Source organism: Pseudoalteromonas sp. 2CM36K (genome assembly GCF_023161865.1).
Classification (GTDB): domain Bacteria; phylum Pseudomonadota; class Gammaproteobacteria; order Enterobacterales; family Alteromonadaceae; genus Pseudoalteromonas; species Pseudoalteromonas tetraodonis.
The window spans coordinates 1-23,633 of the sequence record NZ_JALNTK010000021.1; the positions used below are offsets into that span (position 1 = coordinate 1).

At 40.0% G+C, this 23,633-nt stretch carries 17 protein-coding genes; 10 read left to right on the forward strand and 7 right to left on the reverse strand.

Annotation, left to right across the window (positions count from 1 at the left end; all coding sequences use genetic code 11):
- Nucleotides 1-284: 284 nt before the first annotated feature.
- Nucleotides 285-1,778, reverse strand: a complete 1,494-nt coding sequence (gppA, locus tag MTN97_RS13455; RefSeq protein ID WP_248474609.1) for a guanosine-5'-triphosphate,3'-diphosphate diphosphatase — start codon at nucleotides 1,776-1,778, stop codon at nucleotides 285-287.
- A 45-nt stretch (nucleotides 1,779-1,823) separates the two neighbouring features.
- Nucleotides 1,824-3,101, reverse strand: a complete 1,278-nt coding sequence (rhlB, locus tag MTN97_RS13460; protein ID WP_010392673.1) for an ATP-dependent RNA helicase RhlB — start codon at nucleotides 3,099-3,101, stop codon at nucleotides 1,824-1,826.
- 91 nt (nucleotides 3,102-3,192) lie between these two features.
- On the opposite strand from rhlB, the gene trxA reads away from it, so the two are divergent.
- Both trxA and rho read left to right on the forward strand, forming a co-directional pair.
- Nucleotides 3,193-3,519: a thioredoxin TrxA gene (trxA, locus tag MTN97_RS13465; RefSeq protein WP_002960942.1), complete on the forward strand. Its 327-nt coding sequence runs from the start codon at nucleotides 3,193-3,195 to the stop codon at nucleotides 3,517-3,519.
- A gap of 186 nt (nucleotides 3,520-3,705) precedes the next feature.
- On the forward strand, nucleotides 3,706-4,965 hold the full coding sequence (gene rho / locus MTN97_RS13470) for a transcription termination factor Rho (RefSeq protein ID WP_248474610.1): 1,260 nt from the start codon (nucleotides 3,706-3,708) through the stop codon (nucleotides 4,963-4,965).
- Nucleotides 4,966-5,044: 79 nt separating this feature from the next.
- Here the strand turns inward: rho and MTN97_RS13475 are convergent, their stop codons facing one another.
- Nucleotides 5,045-7,867: a tetratricopeptide repeat protein gene (locus tag MTN97_RS13475; protein WP_248474611.1), complete on the reverse strand. Its 2,823-nt coding sequence runs from the start codon at nucleotides 7,865-7,867 to the stop codon at nucleotides 5,045-5,047.
- Between the two features lie 170 nt (nucleotides 7,868-8,037).
- Between MTN97_RS13475 and MTN97_RS13480 the strand changes: the two genes are divergently transcribed.
- Nucleotides 8,038-8,619 (forward strand): DNA-J related domain-containing protein, encoded by a 582-nt coding sequence (locus MTN97_RS13480; RefSeq protein ID WP_248474612.1) that lies wholly within the window; start codon nucleotides 8,038-8,040, stop codon nucleotides 8,617-8,619.
- Nucleotides 8,620-8,627: 8 nt separating this feature from the next.
- Here MTN97_RS13480 and dbpA read toward each other — a convergent pair whose 3' ends face one another.
- Nucleotides 8,628-10,016, reverse strand: coding sequence for an ATP-dependent RNA helicase DbpA (gene dbpA, locus MTN97_RS13485; RefSeq protein WP_248474613.1), 1,389 nt, complete (start codon nucleotides 10,014-10,016; stop codon nucleotides 8,628-8,630).
- 193 nt (nucleotides 10,017-10,209) lie between these two features.
- Between dbpA and MTN97_RS13490 the strand changes: the two genes are divergently transcribed.
- Both MTN97_RS13490 and MTN97_RS13495 read left to right on the forward strand, forming a co-directional pair.
- Nucleotides 10,210-12,285: a TonB-dependent siderophore receptor gene (locus tag MTN97_RS13490; RefSeq protein ID WP_248474614.1), complete on the forward strand. Its 2,076-nt coding sequence runs from the start codon at nucleotides 10,210-10,212 to the stop codon at nucleotides 12,283-12,285.
- Between the two features lie 134 nt (nucleotides 12,286-12,419).
- Complete coding sequence (locus MTN97_RS13495; RefSeq protein ID WP_248474615.1) at nucleotides 12,420-13,361, forward strand: tetratricopeptide repeat protein; 942 nt, start codon at nucleotides 12,420-12,422, stop codon at nucleotides 13,359-13,361.
- Between the two features lie 82 nt (nucleotides 13,362-13,443).
- On the opposite strand, the gene MTN97_RS13500 is transcribed toward MTN97_RS13495, so the two are convergent.
- Nucleotides 13,444-14,349, reverse strand: a complete 906-nt coding sequence (locus MTN97_RS13500; RefSeq protein ID WP_036980862.1) for a DUF808 domain-containing protein — start codon at nucleotides 14,347-14,349, stop codon at nucleotides 13,444-13,446.
- Nucleotides 14,350-14,546: 197 nt separating this feature from the next.
- Between MTN97_RS13500 and MTN97_RS13505 the strand changes: the two genes are divergently transcribed.
- From MTN97_RS13505 to MTN97_RS13525, 5 genes are all read left to right on the forward strand, one after another.
- On the forward strand, nucleotides 14,547-14,750 hold the full coding sequence (locus tag MTN97_RS13505) for an MliC family protein (protein ID WP_409418114.1): 204 nt from the start codon (nucleotides 14,547-14,549) through the stop codon (nucleotides 14,748-14,750).
- A 67-nt stretch (nucleotides 14,751-14,817) separates the two neighbouring features.
- A complete protein-coding gene (locus MTN97_RS13510) occupies nucleotides 14,818-16,848 on the forward strand; it encodes a methyl-accepting chemotaxis protein (RefSeq protein ID WP_248474617.1) in 2,031 nt (676 codons plus the stop codon).
- A 71-nt stretch (nucleotides 16,849-16,919) separates the two neighbouring features.
- A complete protein-coding gene (gene ubiD / locus MTN97_RS13515) occupies nucleotides 16,920-18,386 on the forward strand; it encodes a 4-hydroxy-3-polyprenylbenzoate decarboxylase (RefSeq protein ID WP_248474618.1) in 1,467 nt (488 codons plus the stop codon).
- An 86-nt stretch (nucleotides 18,387-18,472) separates the two neighbouring features.
- Nucleotides 18,473-19,186 carry an NAD(P)H-flavin reductase gene (gene fre / locus MTN97_RS13520; RefSeq protein WP_069438769.1) on the forward strand — a complete coding sequence of 238 codons (714 nt, stop codon included), beginning with the start codon at nucleotides 18,473-18,475 and terminating at the stop codon, nucleotides 19,184-19,186.
- A 171-nt stretch (nucleotides 19,187-19,357) separates the two neighbouring features.
- Nucleotides 19,358-19,771, forward strand: a complete 414-nt coding sequence (locus tag MTN97_RS13525) for a CBS domain-containing protein (protein WP_013463737.1) — start codon at nucleotides 19,358-19,360, stop codon at nucleotides 19,769-19,771.
- A gap of 46 nt (nucleotides 19,772-19,817) precedes the next feature.
- On the opposite strand, the gene add is transcribed toward MTN97_RS13525, so the two are convergent.
- On the reverse strand, nucleotides 19,818-20,819 hold the full coding sequence (add, locus tag MTN97_RS13530) for an adenosine deaminase (protein ID WP_248474619.1): 1,002 nt from the start codon (nucleotides 20,817-20,819) through the stop codon (nucleotides 19,818-19,820).
- Between the two features lie 122 nt (nucleotides 20,820-20,941).
- Nucleotides 20,942-23,632, reverse strand: coding sequence for an ATP-binding protein (locus tag MTN97_RS13535; RefSeq protein WP_248474620.1), 2,691 nt, complete (start codon nucleotides 23,630-23,632; stop codon nucleotides 20,942-20,944).
- Nucleotide 23,633 lies beyond the last annotated feature (1 nt).

Consider the following 23,633-nt stretch of genomic DNA (forward strand, 5'->3'; position numbering starts at 1 on the left):
CTTTATCTCGCTAGGGCTGCGCATATTACGCTTTCCTATTTTTTTGTCAACACTTAATTTTGTTAAACTTGAAAGTTTTCGAAACTAAGTTTTACTCGACTCACTGAGTAGTTCGTGCCTCGCTATGCGTTGGCGTTCCCCGTCTCAGTGGGGTCGCATTATAGGGAGATCCGAAAACAGATCAACCCTTTTTTTGCAGAAAACTTGAAATAAATGACTGTTCGAACAAAAATACAACTAAAAGCTCATTTTAACCACTAAAAACTCCGCGAAAGCCGGATTAACTAGCTCACTTTAAGTTTCCAACCGCATTTTTTTTGATACTTAATCTCTTGATTTAGCTCACTTGCCATCAATGGGTGGTTTTTTAACCAGTTATTTTCAAATTGAATCACTAACTCTTCATTCTCAGCTGTTATCTTAAAGTTTGGCAACACATCATCTTGTCGACGCATAGATAAAATAACGGCAATACGTAATAGTCGAACCATATACGCGGCAACAATACTATGTGCACCTAAATGATCTAAGCATCCCTTTTGAAGGTCCCAGCGATGACTATTAGCTATAGCAACGATCACTTTGTGCTCTGATTGTGAAAAACCGGGCATATCGGTATTTTCTAAAATATAAGCGGTATGTTTGTGGTACTGCTTATACTCTATTAATAAACCTATTTCATGAAGCTGCGCGACGGCATTCAAAAGCGGCAATCCGTTTTGTGCTTCAATCGGCCAATAATGACTGACTTCATTAGCTAACAGTGCAGCTAAACTTGATACTCTAGATGCTTGCTTTTGATCAACATGATAACGGTTCATAAAACCATCAATAGTACGTTGGCGAATGTCGGTATTATGTAGCTCCGGTAGCATGCTATATAAAACACCTTCACGAAGAGCACCACCCGCTAACCCCATTTGTTCTATTTCTAGTGACTCAAACAGTGCAATTAAAATAGCCAGCCCAGATACAAACACTAACCGTCGCTCTTCACTTAACCCTGGTAAATCGAGTTCAGCTATTGTTTTGTAAGCTATGGATTGTTGTTTGATGGTATAGAGCTTTTCAAGGGTGAGCATTTCATTTAAATTTTGTGCCACCATAATTTCTTGAATAGCTTGCACTGTACCTGACGCACCAGAGGCAAGTTGCCAACCAGCTGTTTTATATTCAGGTGCTATTTTATCAACAACATTTCGCGCTGCTTTTATAGCAGCATTAAAGTTTGCTTCATTTAATTGGCAATCTTTAAAGTAGCGTTCGAGAAAAGTCACGCAGCCAATATTAAGGCTCTTATAGTGACGCGCTTCAAAGCCTTGGCCAATAACAACCTCGGTACTCGCTCCACCAATATCAATAACCAGCTGCTTGCCTGTACATGAAGAGGTATGCGCAACCCCTTTATAAATCGTTCGTGCTTCTAGCTCGCCGCTAATAACATTAACTTTATGTCCTAATATTTCTTCTGCACGTAGTTTAAAGTCGTCGGCGTTGGTTGCTAAACGAAGTGTTGCAGTGGCAACAATGGTGATGTTTTGCGCTGGAATATCTTGCAACCGCTCTGCAAACAAGGCCAAACATTCCCAGCCTCGTTGCATAGCCTCTAAGCTCAATAAATTATCATCATCAAGCCCAGCCGCGAGTCTTACTTTACGTTTGACGCGTCCTATTGTTTGCAGGCCGCCCGCCATTGATTTGGCAATAAGCATATGAAAGCTATTTGAGCCTAAATCAATGACTGCATATACATTTTTTTGCGGTTTAAGTTGCCCCACCGTTCAAAAACCTCTAGTTACAAATACAATCAAACTAACGGTCGGTTAAGACCGTCCTTTTTGGTAACCATTATTTGGGCGACGTCCGTTGTTATTACTACGATTACGTGGACCAGTAGAAAAATTACGTTTTCTATGAATAGTCGGCTTCGTTAAATCATCTAACAATGCACTTTTATCGTAATGTGATAATGGAATGCTGTGCTCAATGTATTCTTCAATTTCATGAAGGTTATAAGCATATTGCTCACACGCAAAGCTAATTGCATGACCTGAAGCGCCTGCTCGAGCTGTACGACCAATGCGGTGAACGTAATCTTCGCAATCGTCAGGTAAGTCAAAATTAAATACATGACTTACTTCTGGAATATGCAAACCACGTGCAGCAACATCGGTAGCCACTAAAAAGTCTAGCTCGCCTTTACTAAATTGCGCGAGTATTGACTGGCGTTTCTTTTGGTTTACATCACCGGTGAGCATGCCCACTCGATGTCCGTCTGCTTTTAACCATGCATATACGGTTTCACAGCTATGCTTGGTATTAGCAAAAACAATGGCTTTCTCAGGCCATTCTTCTTCAATCAAGGTTAACAACAGCTTAATTTTATCTTCTTGTGAAGGATGAAATAGCTCTTCTTGAATACGTTTACCTGTTTTTACATCGGGCTCTATTTGCACATGCTCAGGGTTGGTCATGTGTTCAAATGCAAGCTCTTGCACACGATACGATAGCGTAGCAGAGAATAATAAGTTTAAACGCTCTGACGTATCTGGCATACGACGGAACATATAACGAATATCTTTAATAAAACCTAAATCGAACATACGATCGGCTTCATCTAGCACGACTACCTCAATTTCATTAAGGGTGTAACAGCCTTGCTTATATAAATCGATTAGGCGACCTGTGGTGCCAATTAAAATATCAACGCCTTTTTCTAGTTGTGCACGTTGTTTTTCGTAATCTTCGCCACCATATACTAAACCTAAGTTAAGATTACAGTGCGGCGCTAAAATTTTTGCATCTTTGTGTATCTGAATCGCAAGCTCCCGAGTTGGGGCCATGATCAGGGCTCTTGGATGTTTACTAGGTGCTTTGCTAGATTGTAATAACCGGTGGCACGTGGCAGTTAAAAATGCCAACGTTTTGCCAGTACCTGTTTGTGCTTGGCCCGCAATATCGCGCCCTTCACAAATAAAAGGTAGGCATTTAGCTTGAATGGGTGTGCAATATTCAAACCCACTTTCGGTTAACCCGGCAACCACTTCCGGTGCAATAGCAAAGTCTGAAAACTTTTTATCGGTCAAATGTGTCTTAGTCATAGCGTTTAAGCATAACGTTTAAACTTGCAATAAGAAACAAGAGTGTTTAAATACGCACTAAATATTTCGCCTAACTAAACCGGAGAGCGCAATGAGCGAGAAAATAATCCAAATTACCGACGATAGCTTTGAAGCTGACGTATTACAATCAGACAAACCTGTACTAGTAGATTTCTGGGCTGAATGGTGTGGACCTTGTAAAATGATCGCCCCTATTCTTCACGAAGTTGCTGATGAATACGACAGCCGTGTGACTGTTGCTAAATTAAATATTGACCAAAATGCTGGCACACCGCCAAAGTTTGGTATTCGTGGTATCCCTACTTTACTTCTTTTTAAAGATGGCCAAGTAGCTGCAACGAAAGTAGGTGCTCTTTCAAAAACTCAACTTATCGAGTTTTTAGAAAACAACATCTAACAGTAAGCTAGAACAATAAAAAGGGCTTTTTTGCCCTTTTTTAAATTTATTTTGTATAAAGACTGGACGCTTTGCCAGTGAACTGCTAGTTTATAAAGCCAACTAATCCTTAGTTATATTCAACAAACCTCACTCAACGATCAAAGCGATTTTGAGTATGACAACTGTAATAAAGAACCCACCAATATGCATTTACGCGAATTAAAAGACAAGTCGATTAAAGAGCTTGTAGACTTAGCTGAGTCCATGGGGCTCGAAAACGTAGCCCGCTTAAGAAAGCAAGATATCATTTTTGCCATTCTTAAATCCCATGCCAAAGGCGGAGAGAATATCTTCGGCGGCGGTGTATTAGAGATTTTACAAGATGGTTTCGGCTTCTTAAGATCATCAGAAGCTTCTTACTTAGCTGGCCCAGATGATATTTATGTATCTCCAAGCCAAATTCGCCGTTTTAGTATGCGTACTGGCGACTCTATTTCAGGTCTTATTCGTCCGCCAAAAGATGGTGAGCGTTACTTTGCTTTACTTAAAGTAAACGAAGTTAATTTTGATAAACCTGAAAACTCTCGAACTAAAATTCTTTTTGAAAACCTTACTCCACTACATGCAAACGAACGTTTTCGCATGGAACGTGGTAACGGCAGTAAAGAAGATATTACAGCCCGTGTACTTGATTTAGCATCTCCTATTGGCCGCGGCCAACGTGGCTTGTTGGTAGCTCCGCCAAAAGCGGGTAAAACAATGCTACTTCAAAACATTGCACAATCAATTACGCATAATCATCCTGATGTAACATTAATGGTTTTACTTATTGATGAACGTCCGGAAGAAGTAACAGAAATGCAACGCCTCGTTAAAGGCGAAGTTATTGCATCAACGTTCGATGAGCCAGCTTCTCGTCACGTACAAGTTGCCGAAATGGTTATCGAAAAAGCAAAACGTTTAGTTGAGCATAAAAAAGATGTTGTTATCTTACTGGATTCAATCACTCGTTTAGCACGTGCTTATAACACCGTTATTCCTTCATCAGGTAAAGTACTTACTGGTGGTGTTGACGCTAACGCATTACACAAACCTAAGCGCTTTTTTGGTGCTGCACGTAATGTTGAGGAAGGTGGTAGCTTAACAATTATAGCTACAGCGCTTATCGACACTGGCTCTAAAATGGATGAAGTTATCTACGAAGAGTTTAAAGGTACTGGTAACATGGAACTTCACCTTAACCGTAAAATTGCGGAAAGACGTGTATTCCCTGCTATCGACTTTAATCGTTCAGGCACTCGTCGTGAAGAATTACTAACAAAACCAGATGAGCTTCAAAAGCTTTGGATTTTACGTAAAATTGTTCATGACATGTCAGAAATTGATGCAATGGAATTCTTAATCGATAAACTATCGATGAGCAAAACCAATGATGAGTTTTTTGATTCGATGAAACGTCAGTAATCTGAACGCTGGTTAACTAAATGTTTTTAAATAAAAAAGACACCAGATGGTGTCTTTTTTATTTTTAGAGTAAATCAGCTTATCTGTATTGCTTAAGCAGTACCAGCAAGTCATTTACTAATGTTGTTAACTTTTGAGTGTTAATTTGTGACTGAAGTAATTCATCATCTAGTGCTTTTGCCACTAATGCTATCTCTTTAAACTCAAACATTTGTGCCGCACCTAAAACTCGGTGGCTATCTTTTTGCAACGATTTATAATCTCCAACTTTAAAATGCTGTTCAATTAGCTCACTTTCTGTAATCAGGCTTTGTTTAAAACTCGCTACTAAATCACTCATATCTACATGGATACTTTCTGTCGATAAATCCTCATTTGCTGAGCTTAAATATTTAGCTAAAACAGTGTAAAAAGATTCTTTGTCTATTGGTTTTGCTAAATAATCGCTAAAACCAAGTGATAAGTAGTGGTCAATCTCGTGGCTCATGGCATTGGCCGTTAACGCTAAAATAGGCTGCTCATAGCCACATTGTTTGAGTAGTTCAAACGCAGAAATACCATCCATAACGGGCATTTGAATATCTAAAAGCACCAAATCCGGATACAACTTTAAACTTTGCTCTACGGCTTGCTCACCATTTTCAACGGCAATCACTTCAAGTCCTAGGGAGTGTAAATAACGACTGATCAGTTTGCGGTTATCACTGTGATCCTCAGCAAGCACCACCTTACCGGATAACAACCTATGCCCCTCACCCGATTTAGCCTGCATATCATCGTGGCAAACTTGCTCTTCAACTTGTATACAAGGCAAATAGAACGAAAACTCACTGCCCTTTTTAAACTCACTCTGCACGCTAATATAGCCACCCATCATCGCTGCTAACTGCTGCGACAAACTCAAGCCCAAACCGGTACCGCCAAAACGTCGGCTAATGCTGTTATCTGCTTGACTAAAGCATTCAAAAATAAGCTTAAGCTGTGAGGATCTCATACCAATTCCAGTATCTTGAATACAAAAGAGCAGCCCTTGATCCGTTTTGCTAACAGCAATTGTTACGTGCCCCTTATGAGTAAACTTAATGGCATTGGCGCATAAATTAATAAGTATTTGTTTTACTCGAGTTAAATCTAGCCGCGTAAAATAGGTATCACCTAACTGACTCTCTAATATCAGTGACAAGCCTTTCGCTTTAGCTTGTGGAGAAAACATAGCATGAACATCGTTGATCAATCGCACCATATCAAAACAGCTAATGTTAAGTTCTAGCCTGTTTGCTTCGATTTTACTTAAATCAAGCACATCATTAATCAGGCTTCTTAAGTGCTCACTTTGTCGTTGTATTACCCTAAGCTCATCTTGTAATTGCTCAGCCTTGTACTGACCACTAATAAGATTATCTGTTTGCGCCAAAATAGCGGTTAATGGCGTTCTAATTTCATGGCTTATATTTGCTAAAAACTGGCTTTTAACCTCGTTAGCTTCACGCAGTTCTTGCGCCACACTTTGCAGCTCTTTGGTGCGCTGTTCAACTTGATCACTCAGCTTTAACTTCGCTTGTTTTTCTGTTCGGCGTTTATAAACAGCAATTACTGTAATTAAAATCAATATGGCAACAATCACCAATAAGAACATCAGCTGTGAACGTTTAGCTATTTGTAATTCTTGTAAGTATTGTTGCTGTTTTAATTGTTTAATTTCTTGATTTAGCTGATTTGATTCAAACTGAATTTGAAACTGACTGACCGCTTTTGAGGCTTCTTCGGTATTAACACTGCGCTGATAATCAACATACTGTTGATGCAAACTTAACGCTTTTTCATAATCCCCTAAGCTAGCATGGATCAGCGCTTCAACCCCCAAACCGTCTTTTATGCGCATGCCATTATTATACTCTTTGGCAAGCGTAATTGAACGCTCTGAGGTTTCTTTGGCATTTTCTGTATCGCCTTGCACAAATTGAACAGTCGATAACACGTGTAAAGCAGCCGCTAGTAACGACTTATTATCAGCCTCAAGTGCAAACTGCTGCCCTGCATTAGCATGATATAACGCGACATCAAATTTATTTAATTTAAGGTTAATTGTTGCTAAATTGGCGTGCTTAGTCGAAAGCTGAAAGGCGTTATTAACACTTTGATAGTAGCGCAAAGCTAATTGGTTGTAATGCAACGCTAACTGGTACTGCCTTGATTCAGTGTACGCCACACCCATGTTACCGTATACCTGTGCAACGCCATCGTCATCACCAAGCTCTTGAAAAACTTTTAAAACCTCACGATACATCTCAAGCGCGGACTCATAGCGAGAGAGACGAATATAAATACCGGCAATATTATGTAATATATCGGCTTTATCTTGTGCGCTCCCCTCTTTTTCATAAATGACTTTGGCTTGCTGATAATAATCGAGGGCTAGCTCCATGTTATACATATCAAAGTAAGCGAGCCCAATATTACTGAGTAAGTTAGCCTGTTTAATCGGGCTTTTAAGGGGAACGGCAATGTTTAACGCGCGATTATAATCAACGACCGCTTGTTGCACTAACCCTTGATAATAAAGCACCACGCCTTGCATTTTAATTGCACGAAAATAAAGTTTTGGCTGTTCTTTAAGGGTGCTATTCGCCTCTAGTAATTTAAAATACTTTAGTGCGTTAGCTAAATCACTCTGTGTAAACGCCAGCTCCGCTAAGTCACTGTAAATGGTCACGCGTTTTAAGTTTGGAAGATCAGGGTTAGCTAATATGTCTGTTGCAAGGCGGTGCTTTTTAGTCCATGTTTGCTCAAGATCGAACTGCTCAAACAAACTTGTCTGCTCATTGGATAAAGCGTCGTTTGATGCACCACTCAGTACAACCAAAAGAACAATAAAGCAGATGCGCTTTAACCGAGTCAGCATAAAAATATCCTTTAATCCTTGCTAGCCATAATAAAATGACAGCCAAACAATATGTAAACATCTAATTTAGACGAATATAAAACAGGCATTCACGCCCACTCCTTGGGGTTTAATGTTACTTAGGTGTATGATAATTTGTTAAAGATACACCAATTAATAGATTGTAAACAATGTTTAACCCACTGATAGATGAGATTTTTGAACTATTAATCAATAAAAAAGTGTGGATGGTTCATACTTTAGCATCGGAACTAAAAGAACGTGGGTTACTTGATACCTTAGCCGCTGATCCCGAGCGTGATTTATTTAAACGTAATTTTTTAATTATGAATGCACTTTATCAATTACAGCAGCAAGTCATGCCAAAACAGCAGCTACTGATTGAAAGTTTACACATTGAACTGGTGAGCGACCCTAGCCAAAACCAACTTCACCCAAACGATCCGCTGCGTGACTACTACTTAAACTGGCAAAACTTTGAAACATCAACAGCAGAAATTAACGCATTATTAGATAGCTTTTGGCAACGTTTCAGTAAGCCTAAACAACATAAAGCGCCTTTAAGTGCTCAGCTACATCAGCAATTAATCGCTCGCTGGCAATTAGTACAACCAATTACCTTAAAAACATTACAAAAGCGTTGGCGACAACTTGCAGTGCAGCATCATCCAGACAAACAAGGGGGTGATAATGAAGTGTTTAAACAATTAAAAATGGAGTATGAGCAACTCAAGGCGAGCTGCTCATCTTAGATCGAGAATTAACGCGTTAGGCGACGAGCACGAATTTTACGTCCTTTAATATTACCTTCGGTTAATTTGCGTAACGCTGGTTTAGATGAGTTACGCTCTACCGCAACAAATGCCACGTTATCAAGTACGTTGATTTTACCAACTTGGCGCCCAGCAACACCGTCTTTTCCGGTTAATGCGCCTAAAATATCACCCGCGCGCACTTTTTGCTTTTTACCCGCATCTATCATCAGTGTCACCATTTCAGGCTTGTATGGCGGCTTATCTAGTAGGTTATAAGATGGCATTTGCTCAGGAGTAAAGTCACGCTCGTAATGGTCGCCAATTTGAGCCACTTTAAATTGCTCTGCCTCACCATAAATAGAACACGCAATCCCTTTTTTACCTGCTCGTCCTGTACGGCCAACACGATGTACATGAGTTTGTGGATCGTGAGCTAAGTGATAGTTAATCACCATGTCCATGTCATCAATATCTAAGCCTCGTGCAGCTACATCGGTAGCCACTAAAATAGACGCACTCTTATTCGCAAAATGAATCAGTGTACGCTCACGGTCACGCTGCTCTAAATCACCATGCAGTGCCACCGCACTAAAACCTTCATCGGCTAAATCATCACATACTTGCTGCGTTTCAACCTTGGTATTACAAAACACCACACAGCTTTGCGGGGTAAATTTAAGAAGTAACAGCTTAAGCGTTGGATAACGCTGTTTATTATTATCCATTTTGTAGAAGTATTGTTTAATCGTGCTTTTTTCTTGCTGCTCTTCTACTTTAATCATTTCTGGGTTACTAAGTACACGCTTAGCAATAGCTTCGATTGATTTTGGAAAAGTAGCACTAAATAACAACGTTTGACGATTGGTTGGAATGCGATCAATTATGGCATCTAGGGTGTCTTGAAAACCCATATCAAGCATTTGGTCGGCTTCATCAAGTACCAGAGTTTCAACATCATCTAAACGCAATGTACCTTTGCGAATATGATCGTCAACTCGCCCCGGTGTACCCACAATAATATGTGCACCATGTTCGAGTGAACCAATTTGCGGCCCAATTGAAACCCCACCACACAAAGTTAAAATCTTAATGTTATGAATACCACGCGCTAGTTTACGCATCTCAACCGCCACTTGCTCTGCAAGCTCACGAGTTGGGCACAATACTAACGACTGAATACGAAAGCGTTTTACATTTAGCTTGGCTAAAACGCCTAAACTAAATGCCGCTGTTTTACCTGAGCCTGTTTTGGCTTGGGCAATAATATCTTTGCCATTTAAAACGGGTGGTAGGCTTTGCGCCTGTACAGGCGTCATTTGGGTGTAGCCAAGCGTTGATAAATTATCAACTAACCCTGAAGGTAAGGCCAACGATGAAAAAGCAGTTGCAGTCACAGTAAATTCCATAGCAAAAAATAACTTGAGAAAAGTCTCAATTAATATGCGGCTAATAATAGCAGAATTAACAATTAGCAACCATTAGCAACGTACGATTAAAAGTTGCAATAAAGATATTGCAAATGATAGTTGTTTTCATTAAGATCTGCTGCGTTTTACTACTCTAATAATTCTAAGCCGGAAGCCACTAATGAAACTTAACCCTCTTTTTATTGCACTTTTAGCCAGCACCTCTGCAAATGCATTTGCCAACACCGCAAATATAGAACGCATTGAAGTTAAAGGTAGCTACTTCAACGACTACAAAGTAGATAATGCCAGTGGGGCAATGAGAACCTCAACCTCATTACTCGATACCGCACAGTCAGTTACCGTAATCACTGACACAATCGTTAATGAGCAACTAGCAACCACTCTTGGTGAAGTATTGACCAATGATGCTAGTTTAACTGCAGGGTCTAAACAACGAAACAGAGAAGTATTTAACTTACGTGGTTTTCAATTAAGCTCATCAACCGGCTACCTGCGTGATGGCCACCAGCATTGGTCTCATTACCAACAACCCATTGAAATTTTAGAGCAAGTAGAAGTTATTAAAGGCCCTTCAAGTATTTTGTATGGGCAATCAGGCCCCGGTGGCCTAGTTAACATGGTAACTAAAAAGCCAACTGCACAAACGCTATTTAGTGCCAGTGCCGATGTTGACCAACATGGTTCAACTCGCTTTATGCTTGATGCTGGCGGCGCACTCACCGAGGCTGAAGATTTACGTGCCCGTGGTGTATTAGTAAAACAAGATGTTGAATACTGGCGAGAATACCAAAATGGTGATAACCGCGAACGCGATCGCTTTTTAGGTGCCTTAGTGGTTGATTACGATATTAGCGATAATGCCCTAGTACGTGTACATTATGATCGCACTGATGACGAAGCAGGCTTAGATACTGGCGCTTGGATAGATAATGATGCCAACATTATTGGCGATGACAAAACAATTCGTGATATGTCATGGGCCTTTACCGACATTACTGTTGAAAACATGGGTATTGATTTCAAAGTATTTTTAACCGATAACTGGCAAGTAAATTTAGGCTACAATGAGCAAACGTTTGAACGCCAGCGCTTTGAGTCAGCACCACGTAAGCCAAGTGACTTTATCGAAGGTGATAGTTACCAGTCACGTCCTTACGATCGCTTCGATGATTGGCAGTTTAAAACTGCTTTTATTGACTTCATTGGCGAATTTGAAACAGTGGGTTTACATCATCAATTACTTGTAGGTGCTAACTCACTGGATTATTACTACGGCCAATTACGCACATCTGCTGATACGATTAATTTTTCTGCCGGTCAAAATGAGCCTAATCGCCCTAATATAAGTTACAAATCAGATGACACAATTAGATCATCTGCTTACGACTACTACGGGATTTATATCCAAGATTTAATTTCATTCTCACCAGAATGGCAACTATCGCTAGGTGGTCGTTACGATAAACAAAGTAAAGAAAACAGCAATAGCGAATCGTTCGTACCTAAAGTTGGTGTACTTTACCATCCAAATGCCTCTGCAACTGTTTATGCAAGTTACTCAGAAGGATTTGAGCCGCAAAACGAAACATTAGTAAATGATAAAGATGTTAATAACGGTATGAAGCTCGATGCTATTACCTCTGAGCAACGAGAAGTTGGGGTTAAATGGCAACTGTTTGATGACCGATTAATGCTTAGCGGTGCCTTATTTGATATTAGCAAAACAGGTACCTTAGTGAGCGAAGATCTTGTTAACCCTATCGGTGATATAACCAGCATCACCACACAGGCAGGTGAGCAACGCCATAAAGGCTTTGAGCTTGCAGCTCAGGGCGCTGCAACTGACCGTTTATTTGTTATGGCATCAACCATGTATTTAGATGCTAACTATGAACGAGATGAAGAATTAGAAGGTAAGCGCCCTACCGATGCGCCAAAGTGGTCAGCCTCACTTTGGACCCGTTATGAACTCAATGACGCTGTTGCTTTTAATGCAGGTGCGTTCTACGAAGGAGAGCGTTTTGCTGATAACGCTAACACCGTAACAAAAGAGGGTTATACTCGTGTTGATATTGGCGCAACCTACAAGCTTAACTTAAATAACAATGATATTAACTTACGTTTAAATATTGAGAACTTATTCGATAAAAACTACCTAGTCGGTGGCGGTTTAAATAACGTTACCGTAGGTGAAGGCACAAGCGTGCGTTTAGCCGCACAATTTAGCTTCTAAGCTGATTCTCTATAAAGCCCATATCAAAAGTATGGGCTTTATAAACCAATCCTTTATGACATAATTACTTACAGTTTGCTGCTTTACTAATTTATCACTTGCTCTAAAGTTGTAAATTAACAAGGAGCCTTATTATGTTGCTTTTCAATACTAGCCAGTCATTTCCTTATTTTGCACAAACGCAGTGCTGCCCTAATTGCCATAGCCGCGCCTATCATCTGATAAACCAAAGTCGCTTTTTACGCTTTACGGTTATTCCTGTTTTACCTTTAGCGCTAAGCTATAAATACGAATGCTATCAATGTGGCTATAATGCGCCTGCAAAGCTAAAGCAGTTACCTATTTTTGAAATTGTCACTCTACCTAAATACTTTATAGGAGTGTTTTTAGCGTTATGGGTGGGGCTGTTCTTTTACCAACAACACGCTGCAGCGCAAGCGCAAAAGCAACACTACTTAACTAACCCTAAAGCGTACGACACGTATTTAGTACACGCCGATAAATTTACTCATGAGCCATGGACACTGACCAACTTAAAAATTGCGCAGGTTTTAAGTTTTGATGAGCAGTTTATAACTTTTCAGGTAAGTAACTACAGCTATAAACGTAACAACGGCATTACGACAGCAATGCGTACTAGCTTATTAGTGCAAAACGGTTATTTCTCAACTGACAAAATTACTTTGCCTCGTAGCGAAGTTATAAGACTCTATAACGACGGGGTGATTTACGACGTACTGCGCCCCTCAGCAAGCAGTTTATATGGTGGTTTTGTAATGTTTCCGCCAAAACCTAAACCGCTATATAAAGGTTTAAAGCTCGACAAAAATAACCAACAAGGGATTACCTACTTTAAAAATGGACAGTACAAAGAAGCCGCTGAAAGCTTTAAGCTTGCCGCAAATGCCGGCTCGCAATGGGGGCAGCTAAATCTTGCGCAAATGTATCGAGATGGGCAAGGCGTAACTAAAAATGTAAAAACAGCAAAGTATTGGTACGAGCAAGCTATAGCGCAAGGTAATAGCAAAGCGAAATATGAGCTAAAACAGCTTTGTGACAATAGCCAATGTAAATAACCTAAGCTGTAGTTAAATAATTAATAGTGTGCGCTTTGATGAAAATATAAAACAAAGCGCAGTCTAAAAATTCACACAGCAGTTATTTTTTAAATATTTTTGTATAAGCTAAATGCAGAATAACAATGCATAGCCCCGCTACTACCCCTAGTAATCCGTCAAATATAAGAGGGGCTAATATTTCGCCGGTGCCATTTAATAACGACTTACCTATGGTTATTACTTCTAATTGCCAATGATGTAGTAGCTCAATACCGTGGGATAAAATGCCGCCACCGACTAAAAACATGGCCACAGTGCCGGCAAAGGCTAAAAATTGCATAAGCCTTGGCGCTGCTGCTAATAAGCCTTTACCGATCAGCTCTTTAAACTTATTGGCCGACACCTTGGATTGGTTAAGTAAATACAAACCCGCGTCATCAAGTTTTACAATTCCAGCTACCAATCCATAAACACCAATTGTCATGATGATGGCAATAACACTTAGCACCAGTGCTTGATTCATTAACGTAGCCCCAGCCACAGTCCCTAAGGTAATTACAATAATTTCAGCAGAAAGAATAAAGTCAGTACGAATAGCACCTTTTACTTTTTGCCTTTCATATTCAACTAAATCTAACTTTTCATCATCATCTATCGTTTCCTCATGGTGAGGTAAAAAGCGAGCAAATACTTTTTCAGCGCCTTCAAAACATAAAAATAAGCCACCCATCATTAAAAGTGGTGTAATTAGCCAAGGCAACCACACACTAATTAATAACGCAGCAGGGACTAATATCGCTTTATTTAAAAAAGACCCTTTTGCCACTGCCCATACTACCGGTAGCTCTCTATCGGCAGTGACCCCTGTAACTTGCTGCGCATTGAGCGCCAAGTCATCTCCTAGTACGCCTGCCGTTTTTTTAGTCGCGACTTTACTCATGGTCGCAATATCATCAAGTAAGGTCGTTATATCATCAAGTAATGTTAAGAGGTTAGTGCCAGCCATGATATTCCCTAGCTAAAAATAAGAGCTTAAACATAGCGTAAAGCCTTATTTTCACCAACGGTTAATTTAGCTTTGCTAAGCTCTTAATTAACCAAGCGACCAAATAAGTAAAACACAACCTAATGAAACACTACGCCATTACTATTACTTTAATAGCCCTGGTTGCATGCAATGAGCAACCCATTACAACAAACTACATGTGCGATAACACCGCTGCACAGCTAGATATTATTAGCAACAAACAGGCGACGCTCCGCTTTAATAAGCATGATTATTTATTAACTCATGAGGTGAGTGCTTCTGGTAGCAAATATATTAATAACAAGGTACTGTTTTGGAGTAAGGGCGAGCAAGCTATGCTAATAATTAACGGTAAAAAATATCAATGCACAAGCAATTAACCATTAACCAACAACATATTAAAAAACTTGCTACACTAACAAAAGTCTTAATATTGTTGATAACGTTATGCATTCTATCGCTATAAAACATAAAATAATTTTAGCCTTTTCAGCTATTGGCCTGTTAATGCTCACCAGCTGCATATTTTTTTACTGGTCACTCCATCAAATCAGTACCACTAACTCGCGCATAGAAACGTTAGCGGTTCCGGTACAGCAAGCAAGTAAAGACCTGCGTTTATCGCTACTTTCAATTACTAAATTTAATGCCATTGCTTACAGCCAAACTAAACTTGATTTACTACTGCAAAATAAAAAGCAAGCACACGCAGAGCAAACACAGTTTTTTAATAAATTAGAGACGCTAAAAGCGCAAGTTGCCAAACAACAAAGTATGCAAACATTACTTGTTACTATTCATAATGACTTCACTAAACTAAATACAATAAGCAACGACATGCTTGCAGTAAAAGAGCAACGCTTTAAGGCACAAAGTACCGCCGCAGCACTGACAGTTACCTTTAATGAACAGCTACGCGATCTGAGTAACCAGTTACTTGATATAGAGCTCATAAACGTAGCAGGCAACCAGCAATCGCTTTTAAATGCAGTCTTTGGCACAGCGACTCGAATTGATGATTTATTATTTACTCTAAACAATAATGTCAAAGGCATTGGGCAAGTAACCACCTCAGAAGATATCAATGCCCACCAACAAGACACTTCTTTTTTACTCGATAATATTCAATCTAATCTTAGTTATTTAGAGCAACAAGCCTCTCCTATTACAAATAAGCTCAACGCCAATGAGTTAATAGCGGCGTTTAACGATTTAAGCAGCCTATTAAATAGTCCCGATGGGCTGTATGCATTGCAGAACACTGTACTCAATAGCAAAGACAAGGTTGATCAGCGGTTTGAAAGTTTTCAACATGCCTTTATCATTATAGAAAATCAGCTAATTGAGCTTAATAAACTTGCAGACACGCGCTTTGACTCCCTGCAAGAGAGCGCTAAGTCAGCAATCAATACCGGCTCTAGCTTAGTGATTATTATTGCTTTTTTTTTAATTGTTTTGCTGGTTATTATTTCAGTGTTTACTACTAACGCCATGCTAAAACCACTTAAAAAGGTAAATAAAGAACTCGCACGCATAGCCTCAGGTGACTTTTCACAGCGTAGCAATCCTCTAAGTAAAGACGAATTTGGTACCCTACTGCATAATACCAATAAGCTTTGTGATGATTTAACTCACCTAATAAAAGGGATCAGTAACGACGCCTACGAACTCGATAACTCAGCCATTCAAACCAGTGAAAAAGGGCAGCAAATGACCATCGTTGCTAAGCAACAGCTGGAACGCAGCGCACAAGCAACCTCATTAGCGCAACGTATGCTACAAAGCTCACAAGCCGTTTACAAACAAGCGCAGAGTACCTCAAATGAAATAACGAATGCCTCGCAGTTTGCAAATGATGTCAATGACATTGCAAACAACAATAGCCAAAGTATTGAATCTCTTTTAAGCCGCTTAGATAAAGCCGTCACCAGCACCGAGGAGCTTGCGCAATACACCCAACTGATTGGCGCTATTGTTGATACGATTAGCAGTATTGCAGAGCAAACCAATTTGCTAGCGCTTAATGCGGCCATTGAAGCAGCAAGAGCCGGTGAACATGGTCGAGGATTTGCCGTAGTGGCCGATGAAGTGCGTTCGCTTGCAGCACGAACACAAAGCTCCACTAGCGAAATAACCACCATGATCAACACACTACAACAACATACTCAGACTACCCAAGCTGAAATAAATGATGGTCAACAACAAGCCAAGCATTGTGTTGAAAACAGTACTGAACTAAATGCAGCCGTTGAGCGTATCAAAAGCACGTTAGTATCGGTCAATGCAATGAGCAAAGACATTGCCCATGCATCGCATGAACAACTTGCAAACAGCACTGATATCCAACAAATAATGGCTAAGGTAACCGATCATGCCACCTTAAATGCCGACAATGCGACGACCCTAGCAAGCGAAAGTGAAGATGTTAACCAACTTGCACACTCTTTAAAAGATGCGGTAGAGCGCTTTAAGTTTTAAGTGCAAGTAATGACTTGGCTTGCATGAACTGGGTATAATACTTTTAACTTTTTGCTAAGTAACGGCCCACAATGAAATACAAAGATCTACGCGATTTTATCGATTTACTTGAAAAACGAGGCGAATTAAAACGCATCAGCCAAGAAATCGACCCGTATCTTGAGATGACCGAAATTGCCGATCGCACACTGCGTGCTAAAGGCCCCGCTTTATTATTTGAAAACCCGAAAGGGTATGACATGCCTGTTCTAGCTAACTTATTTGGTACACCTAAGCGTGTAGCAATGGGTATGGGCCAAGAAGATGTCAGTGAATTACGAGAAGTTGGTAAGTTATTGGCATTTTTAAAAGAGCCAGAGCCACCAAAAGGCATTAAAGAAGCCCTTGGACAAATTCCGGTATTTAAGCAAGTCCTTAATATGCCAGCCAAAGAAGTAAAAAAAGCGCCCTGCCAACAAGTTATTTTACAAGGTGACGATGTTGATTTAACCAAGCTTCCTATTCAGCATTGCTGGCCTGGTGATGCTGCGCCTTTAATTACTTGGGGTTTAACCGTTACCAAAGGGCCTTATAAAAAGCGTCAAAATTTAGGGATTTATCGCCAGCAGTTACTTGGCAAAAATAAAATTATTATGCGTTGGTTATCTCATCGTGGTGGCGCGCTTGATTTTCAAGAGTGGTGCAAAGAACACCCTGGTGAGGCGTATCCGGTATCAGTGGCATTAGGGGCAGATCCTGCCACAATTTTAGGGGCGGTTACTCCGGTCCCCGATACATTAAGCGAATATGCTTTTGCCGGTTTATTGCGTGGCAGTAAAACGGAAGTGGTTAAGTCTATTTCGAATGATTTACAAGTACCGGCCAGTGCAGAAATCGTGCTTGAAGGGCATATTATGCCGGGCGAAATGGCACCTGAAGGCCCCTATGGCGACCATACGGGTTACTATAATGAAGTCGATGACTTTCCCGTTATGACGGTCACTCATATTACTCATCGTAAAGACCCTATTTATCACAGTACCTTTACGGGTCGTCCGCCTGATGAGCCAGCTATTTTAGGGGTGGCTTTAAACGAGGTATTCGTACCAATTTTACAAAAACAATTTCCAGAAATTGTCGATTTTTATTTACCGCCAGAAGGTTGTTCGTATCGTATGGCCGTGGTTACCATGAAAAAACAATACCCAGGGCATGCCAAGCGCGTAATGATGGGGGTTTGGTCATTCCTACGACAGTTTATGTACACTAAATTTGTTATTGTCTGCGATGATGACATTAACGCCCGAGATTGGAACGATGTTATATGGGCTATTACCACCCGTATGGATCCTGCACGCGACACCACGTTAATTGAAAACACGCCAATAGACTATTTAGACTTTGCATCGCCTGTCTCTGGCCTTGGTTCAAAAATGGGCATGGATGCAACCAACAAATGGCCTGGCGAAACAACCCGTGAGTGGGGCGAACCTATTGTTATGGATCAAGCCACTAAAGATCGCGTTGATGAACTTTGGGATAGCCTAGGTATTCTTTAACGACTTTGGTCTAGGCTATAAACTCACCCTGCGGATATGCTACTATTGCTCAAATAAAGTGCGTATCCGCTAATTTAAGGTAAAACATGCAAACATTACACGCTGACGTTGTTTCTATCAGTCCACTAACAGAATTTGTTCATAAAGTTATTTTAAAGCCGCAGCAACCCGTCACATTTGAAGCTGGCCAATATTTACAATTGGTTTTAGGTGAAAAAGATAAACGTGCGTTTTCAATTGCAAGCCGTCCTTCACAAACGGATGCTTTAGAATTACACATTGGTGCTTCAGTTGCTGACTCATATGCTATGCAATCGCTAGAGCACCTTCGTAGTGCTCACAATAATAATCAAACCGTGACTATTGAAGCGGGCTTAGGTGTTTCTCAACTACGTTTGCAGTGCGAGCGCCCCATTATTTTACTTGCTGGCGGCACAGGCTTCTCTTACGCAAAATCAATGGCCGATCACCTTGCTGAAATAAACTGTCAGCGCCCAGTGCTATTTTATTGGGGTGTTAAAGAAGAGTCTGCGCTGTATGCACACACCGAAATGAAAGCTTGGGCAGATAGCCATAAGCACTTCGAATTTATTCCTGTGGTAGAAAATCCTACTGACAGCTGGACTGGCCATACTGGTTATGTGCATAAAGCGGTAATGGACGATATCATCTCGCTTGAACCTTACGATATTTACATGGCAGGTCGTTTTGACATGATAGGCATAGTGCGCGATGACTTTATTAGCCACGGAGCCATTCGCGAAAACATGTACGCAGATGCATTTGCTTTTATAAAGTAAAAGATAGCAGATTATTTTTAAGGCACCTTAGGGTGTCTTAATTGTTTTTATTACCCGCCATTACCGCTGCGATGATTGTTATTACCTATTAAACTCATCAACATAAACAATTTCCTAAAATCCAATCTATAAACCATACTTTGTATAGAACATTCAGCGGGAGAAACCTAAATGCTAAATACAAAAGTAAAAGATTTTATGCAACACAAGTTGCCTCATATTACCCCTAATACAGAAATGACGACCGCCATTGCAGAACTACAAAAATTTAAATTGCTTGGTGCCCCAGTATTTGACGATAACAAGTTGCTAGTAGGTTTTATCTCTGAGCAAGAGCTACTTAAACCCCTAATGCAAAGCAGTTATTTTTGTGACGGTATGGTAAAAGTGTCGCAGTTGATGCAAACAGAAGTTGTGACGGTCAGCGGTGATACCAATATCATGGAATTAGCAGAACAAATGCAACCTGGTAAGCCAAAGAATTATCCTGTGGTTGATGGTGACGTTGTAGTTGGCATGATCAGCCGTGCCGATATTTTAAAAGCACTTTATGATAATTACGTTAGCTGTCAAACTCACATATAAACAAAAATGCCACTGTAAACAGTGGCATTTTTAATCGTATGGGTGATTAACGCTGTGCGACTTTGGTTTTGAGTGCCTGTTTTTCTGCATCACTTAAATACGCAATTTCAAGTGCATTGGCTTGCGCTTTTTCCATATCAGCTTGCGATAAACCAGCTTGTGGCGCTGCAGTTGCATATTCGTACTCAATTTCAATCCCTTCAACAGCCGGATCATCGGTATTAATGCTGGCCAAAATGCCATGATCTAAAAACTGTTTAAGCGGATGCTTAGTTAAGTCATTGACTGTGCTGGTTTGAATATTGCTGGTTAAGCACGATTCAATACCAATACGGTTATCACGTAAATAATCCATTAGCGTTGAGTCTTCAATCGCTTTAACGCCGTGCCCTATTCTGCTTGCGCCAAGCTCGTTTAATGCTTGCCAAATACTGGCAGCACCCAATGCCTCGCCAGCATGCACAGTAACCGCTAAATATGCATCGCGTACTTGTTTAAAGTGATCAACAAACAGCTCGCCAGGGTAACCAATTTCGTCACCCGCTAAATCAACCGCGACCAAATCATTTTTAAAAGCAAGTAAAGCATCCAGCTCGTGTTGACAGGTTTTAACACCATAAGTACGAGACAAAATACCAATTAAGTTTGCTTTAATATCAGCATCTTTTGTTGCACTTTTAATACCATCGACCACGGCTTCAACAACGCCCTGAGGATGTAAACCTTGGCTTTGTGCCATGTAGTAAGGGCTAAAACGTAGTTCTACGTAATCAAGACCTTGCGCTTGTGCATCTTCAATGTTTTCTATCGCAATTCGTCTACAAGCATCATAATCACCCAGTACCGTGACCCCCCAATCAAGCTTTTGTAAAAATGCCATTAGGTTTGGCTCAGGATCAATAACCTGAACATGAGGAATAAGTGCCTCAACATTATCTGCTGGTAAAGCTATATTAAACTGACGACCAAGTTCTAATATGGTTTGCGCGCGTACATTCCCATCTAAGTGACGGTGAATATCTAGCAAAGGTATTTTTCTATTAATCATAGTAGCTACTCGGTTGAATTAAAATTGCGCGAATGATACGCAGGTACATTAATATTTCAAGTGTAGAATATTTAAAATGGCGCTTGGAGGCCTTATGTCTGCCTTTTGTACAAAAATACGTGTTACTTATCTAAGCGAGATAAATAATACCAAAGCGTTTTAAATAGCTCATCAGCTTCAATAGGCTTGGTCATGTAGCTATCCATTCCAGAGGCAATCGCTTTTTGAGCGTCTTGTTCGTGAGCGTTGGCGGATAAACCAATAATAGGTAAATCAATAAAACCTAACTCATTACGAATCACTTTTGTTGCTTGTAAACCATCCATATTAGGCATTTGAATATCCATAAATACTAAATCGTAGTTTTTTTCGCTAAGCATCGCAATCGCTTCTAAGCCATCTTTTGCGATATCAGCAATACCGTGTTTAGTTTCTAAAATAGCACTTACAACATGTTGGTTTAATGGGTTGTCTTCCACTATAAGTAATTGATATTTTTCTAAAGAAATATTACTGACATCAATTTTTGATAAAGTATCAGCACTGTATTTGGCTTTTGGCAGCGATGAATGAACTGGTAAGCTAAAAGTAAACGTAGATCCATGCCCCTCACTGCTTTTTAAATCAATAGCCCCTCCCATCAATTCGACCAATTTTTTACAAATACTCAAACCTAAACCAGTACCACCGTACTGACGCGACGTTGAGCTATCGGCTTGAGAAAAGGGTTTAAAAAGCTGTTTTTGAGCAGCAGAGCTAATGCCAATCCCGGTATCGTTAACGCTAAAGTATGTCATTTTTGATGATTGCCAAATCTTTAACGTAATACAGCCCTTTTCGGTAAATTTTACTGCATTATTTAATAAATTAAGCAGAATTTGCTTTAAACGAATAGGATCGGTATTGAGAGTTAAATGCGCATCGCTGTCATACTCTAATTTTAAAGAAAGCGATTTACTCTCCACCTCAAATTGCATTAAACCGACGATGTCCTCGGCTAATTGTTTGAGGTTCACAGGCTCTTGCATTAACTCAAGTTTACCGGCTTCCATTTTAGAAAAATCGAGTACATCGTTTAACACTCTTAATAATACACTTAGAGCACCATCAGCTTGCTCTATATAGCCTTTTGCTTGCTGCCAATCCTGTTGTTGTAGCGCTAGATAGTGCATACCCTTTATGCCATTTATTGGCGTACGTATTTCATGGCTCATGTTGGCTAAAAACTGACTTTTTATAGCACTGGCTTCATCGGCCTTTTGTTTTTCTTGGCGTAGCGTGAGTGTTTGCTTTGCCACTTGTTCGCGAATTCGAATATTGGTAGCCGTCACAGAGATCAAAAATATAATCAACAACCACACAAATAACATACCCACTATTTGCGCCAGCCAGTATATTAACCACGATGATTTTAAAACGGGTTGATGCAGCTCAACGCGCCACATTCGCTGACCAATTAACAACTGATATTTTTTTAGTAACACCATAGAATGATGCTCTGCAATATAAAGTGCCTGCTGTTTTTCAGTATTATCAATATCAAAAAAACTAATCGCAATACGCTCATTAGAGTCAAACGACAGCGACTTAGAAAGTTTAGCTAAGCTAACCACGGCAACAACAAATCCTTTAAAATCGCCTTCTGTTACCACATTTCCAAAAACGGGATACATAAAGAGTACACTTAATTCATCGTTATTCGGTATCAGTGCTGTCGGTTCACTGATCACCAATTCATTAAGTACTTTAGATTTAGTGAGTGCTGTACGCACTTGCTCGTTTGAACCTAAATCAAACCCAACAATATCTTTCATACCCCTAAGTGGATTTATATATTTTACAGGGTAATACAACTCTCGATAGGGGGCTTTTTGCCATTGCCCATTCGCTGATTTTTGTTTGATAAACGGGTTTTCGCTATCAACTTGCTCAATCCATGATTGATACTCGGCACGAGAATCATCAGTAATAGCAGGAACCCATTTAAAAGCGAGTATTTCTTCACTGTAGCTTAATTGTTTAGCCGTAAACTGCGTAAACTCACTAAAACTAACGTCTTCACTATTTGCTAAAAAACCACTTAATAAAGATAGATGTGCAATGATCTCATCTAACTTTTGATTTATAGCGCTTTGAGTCGCAAGCACTTCCGTTTCTTGTTTTTGAGTGTCTTTTTGTTTTTTTACACTCGCTGCACCATAAAAACTAATACTAATAATCGCATAAATAAGTAATGCAGGAACAATAACTTGTAGCCGATGGCGCATCTCAGAATAGTGAAATACAGCTAATAGTAATGGGGTAAAAATTAATACGCCAATACTGTCACCTATCCACCAAGTAATAAAATTATCCAGCGCATTCGCAACAGGGATGATCTGGTTAAATACTAATAAACTCGTACCAGCAATAGCGCCTATGACACAGCCGACAGGACCTGCGATTGCTAAGCTTTGAATACTTAATTTTAACGATGAAAGGTCTAGAGGGGCTTTTATTACTTTTGTAATTATTTGCGCGCCAAGCCATGCTTGCAAAAAAGCAGCGCCGCTGAGGCCCACTGCATGTAACAAAATTTGCCAGTTAAAAATATCTGTAACATGGTCTAAATGAATTAAATTAATCAGTAAAGAACCAGCAATAATGCCTAAGTAAGCGCGATGGCGCCATAATAAAAAACTGGCTAGTGCAATGCCTGCAGGTGGCCAAGAAGCCACGGCATAACCGTCTACTGCGAGTAATAAATTACTAAGATAACCAGTAAAAAAATAAGCGCATGCAAGACTAAAAGAGAATGTAAACACATTTTTCATA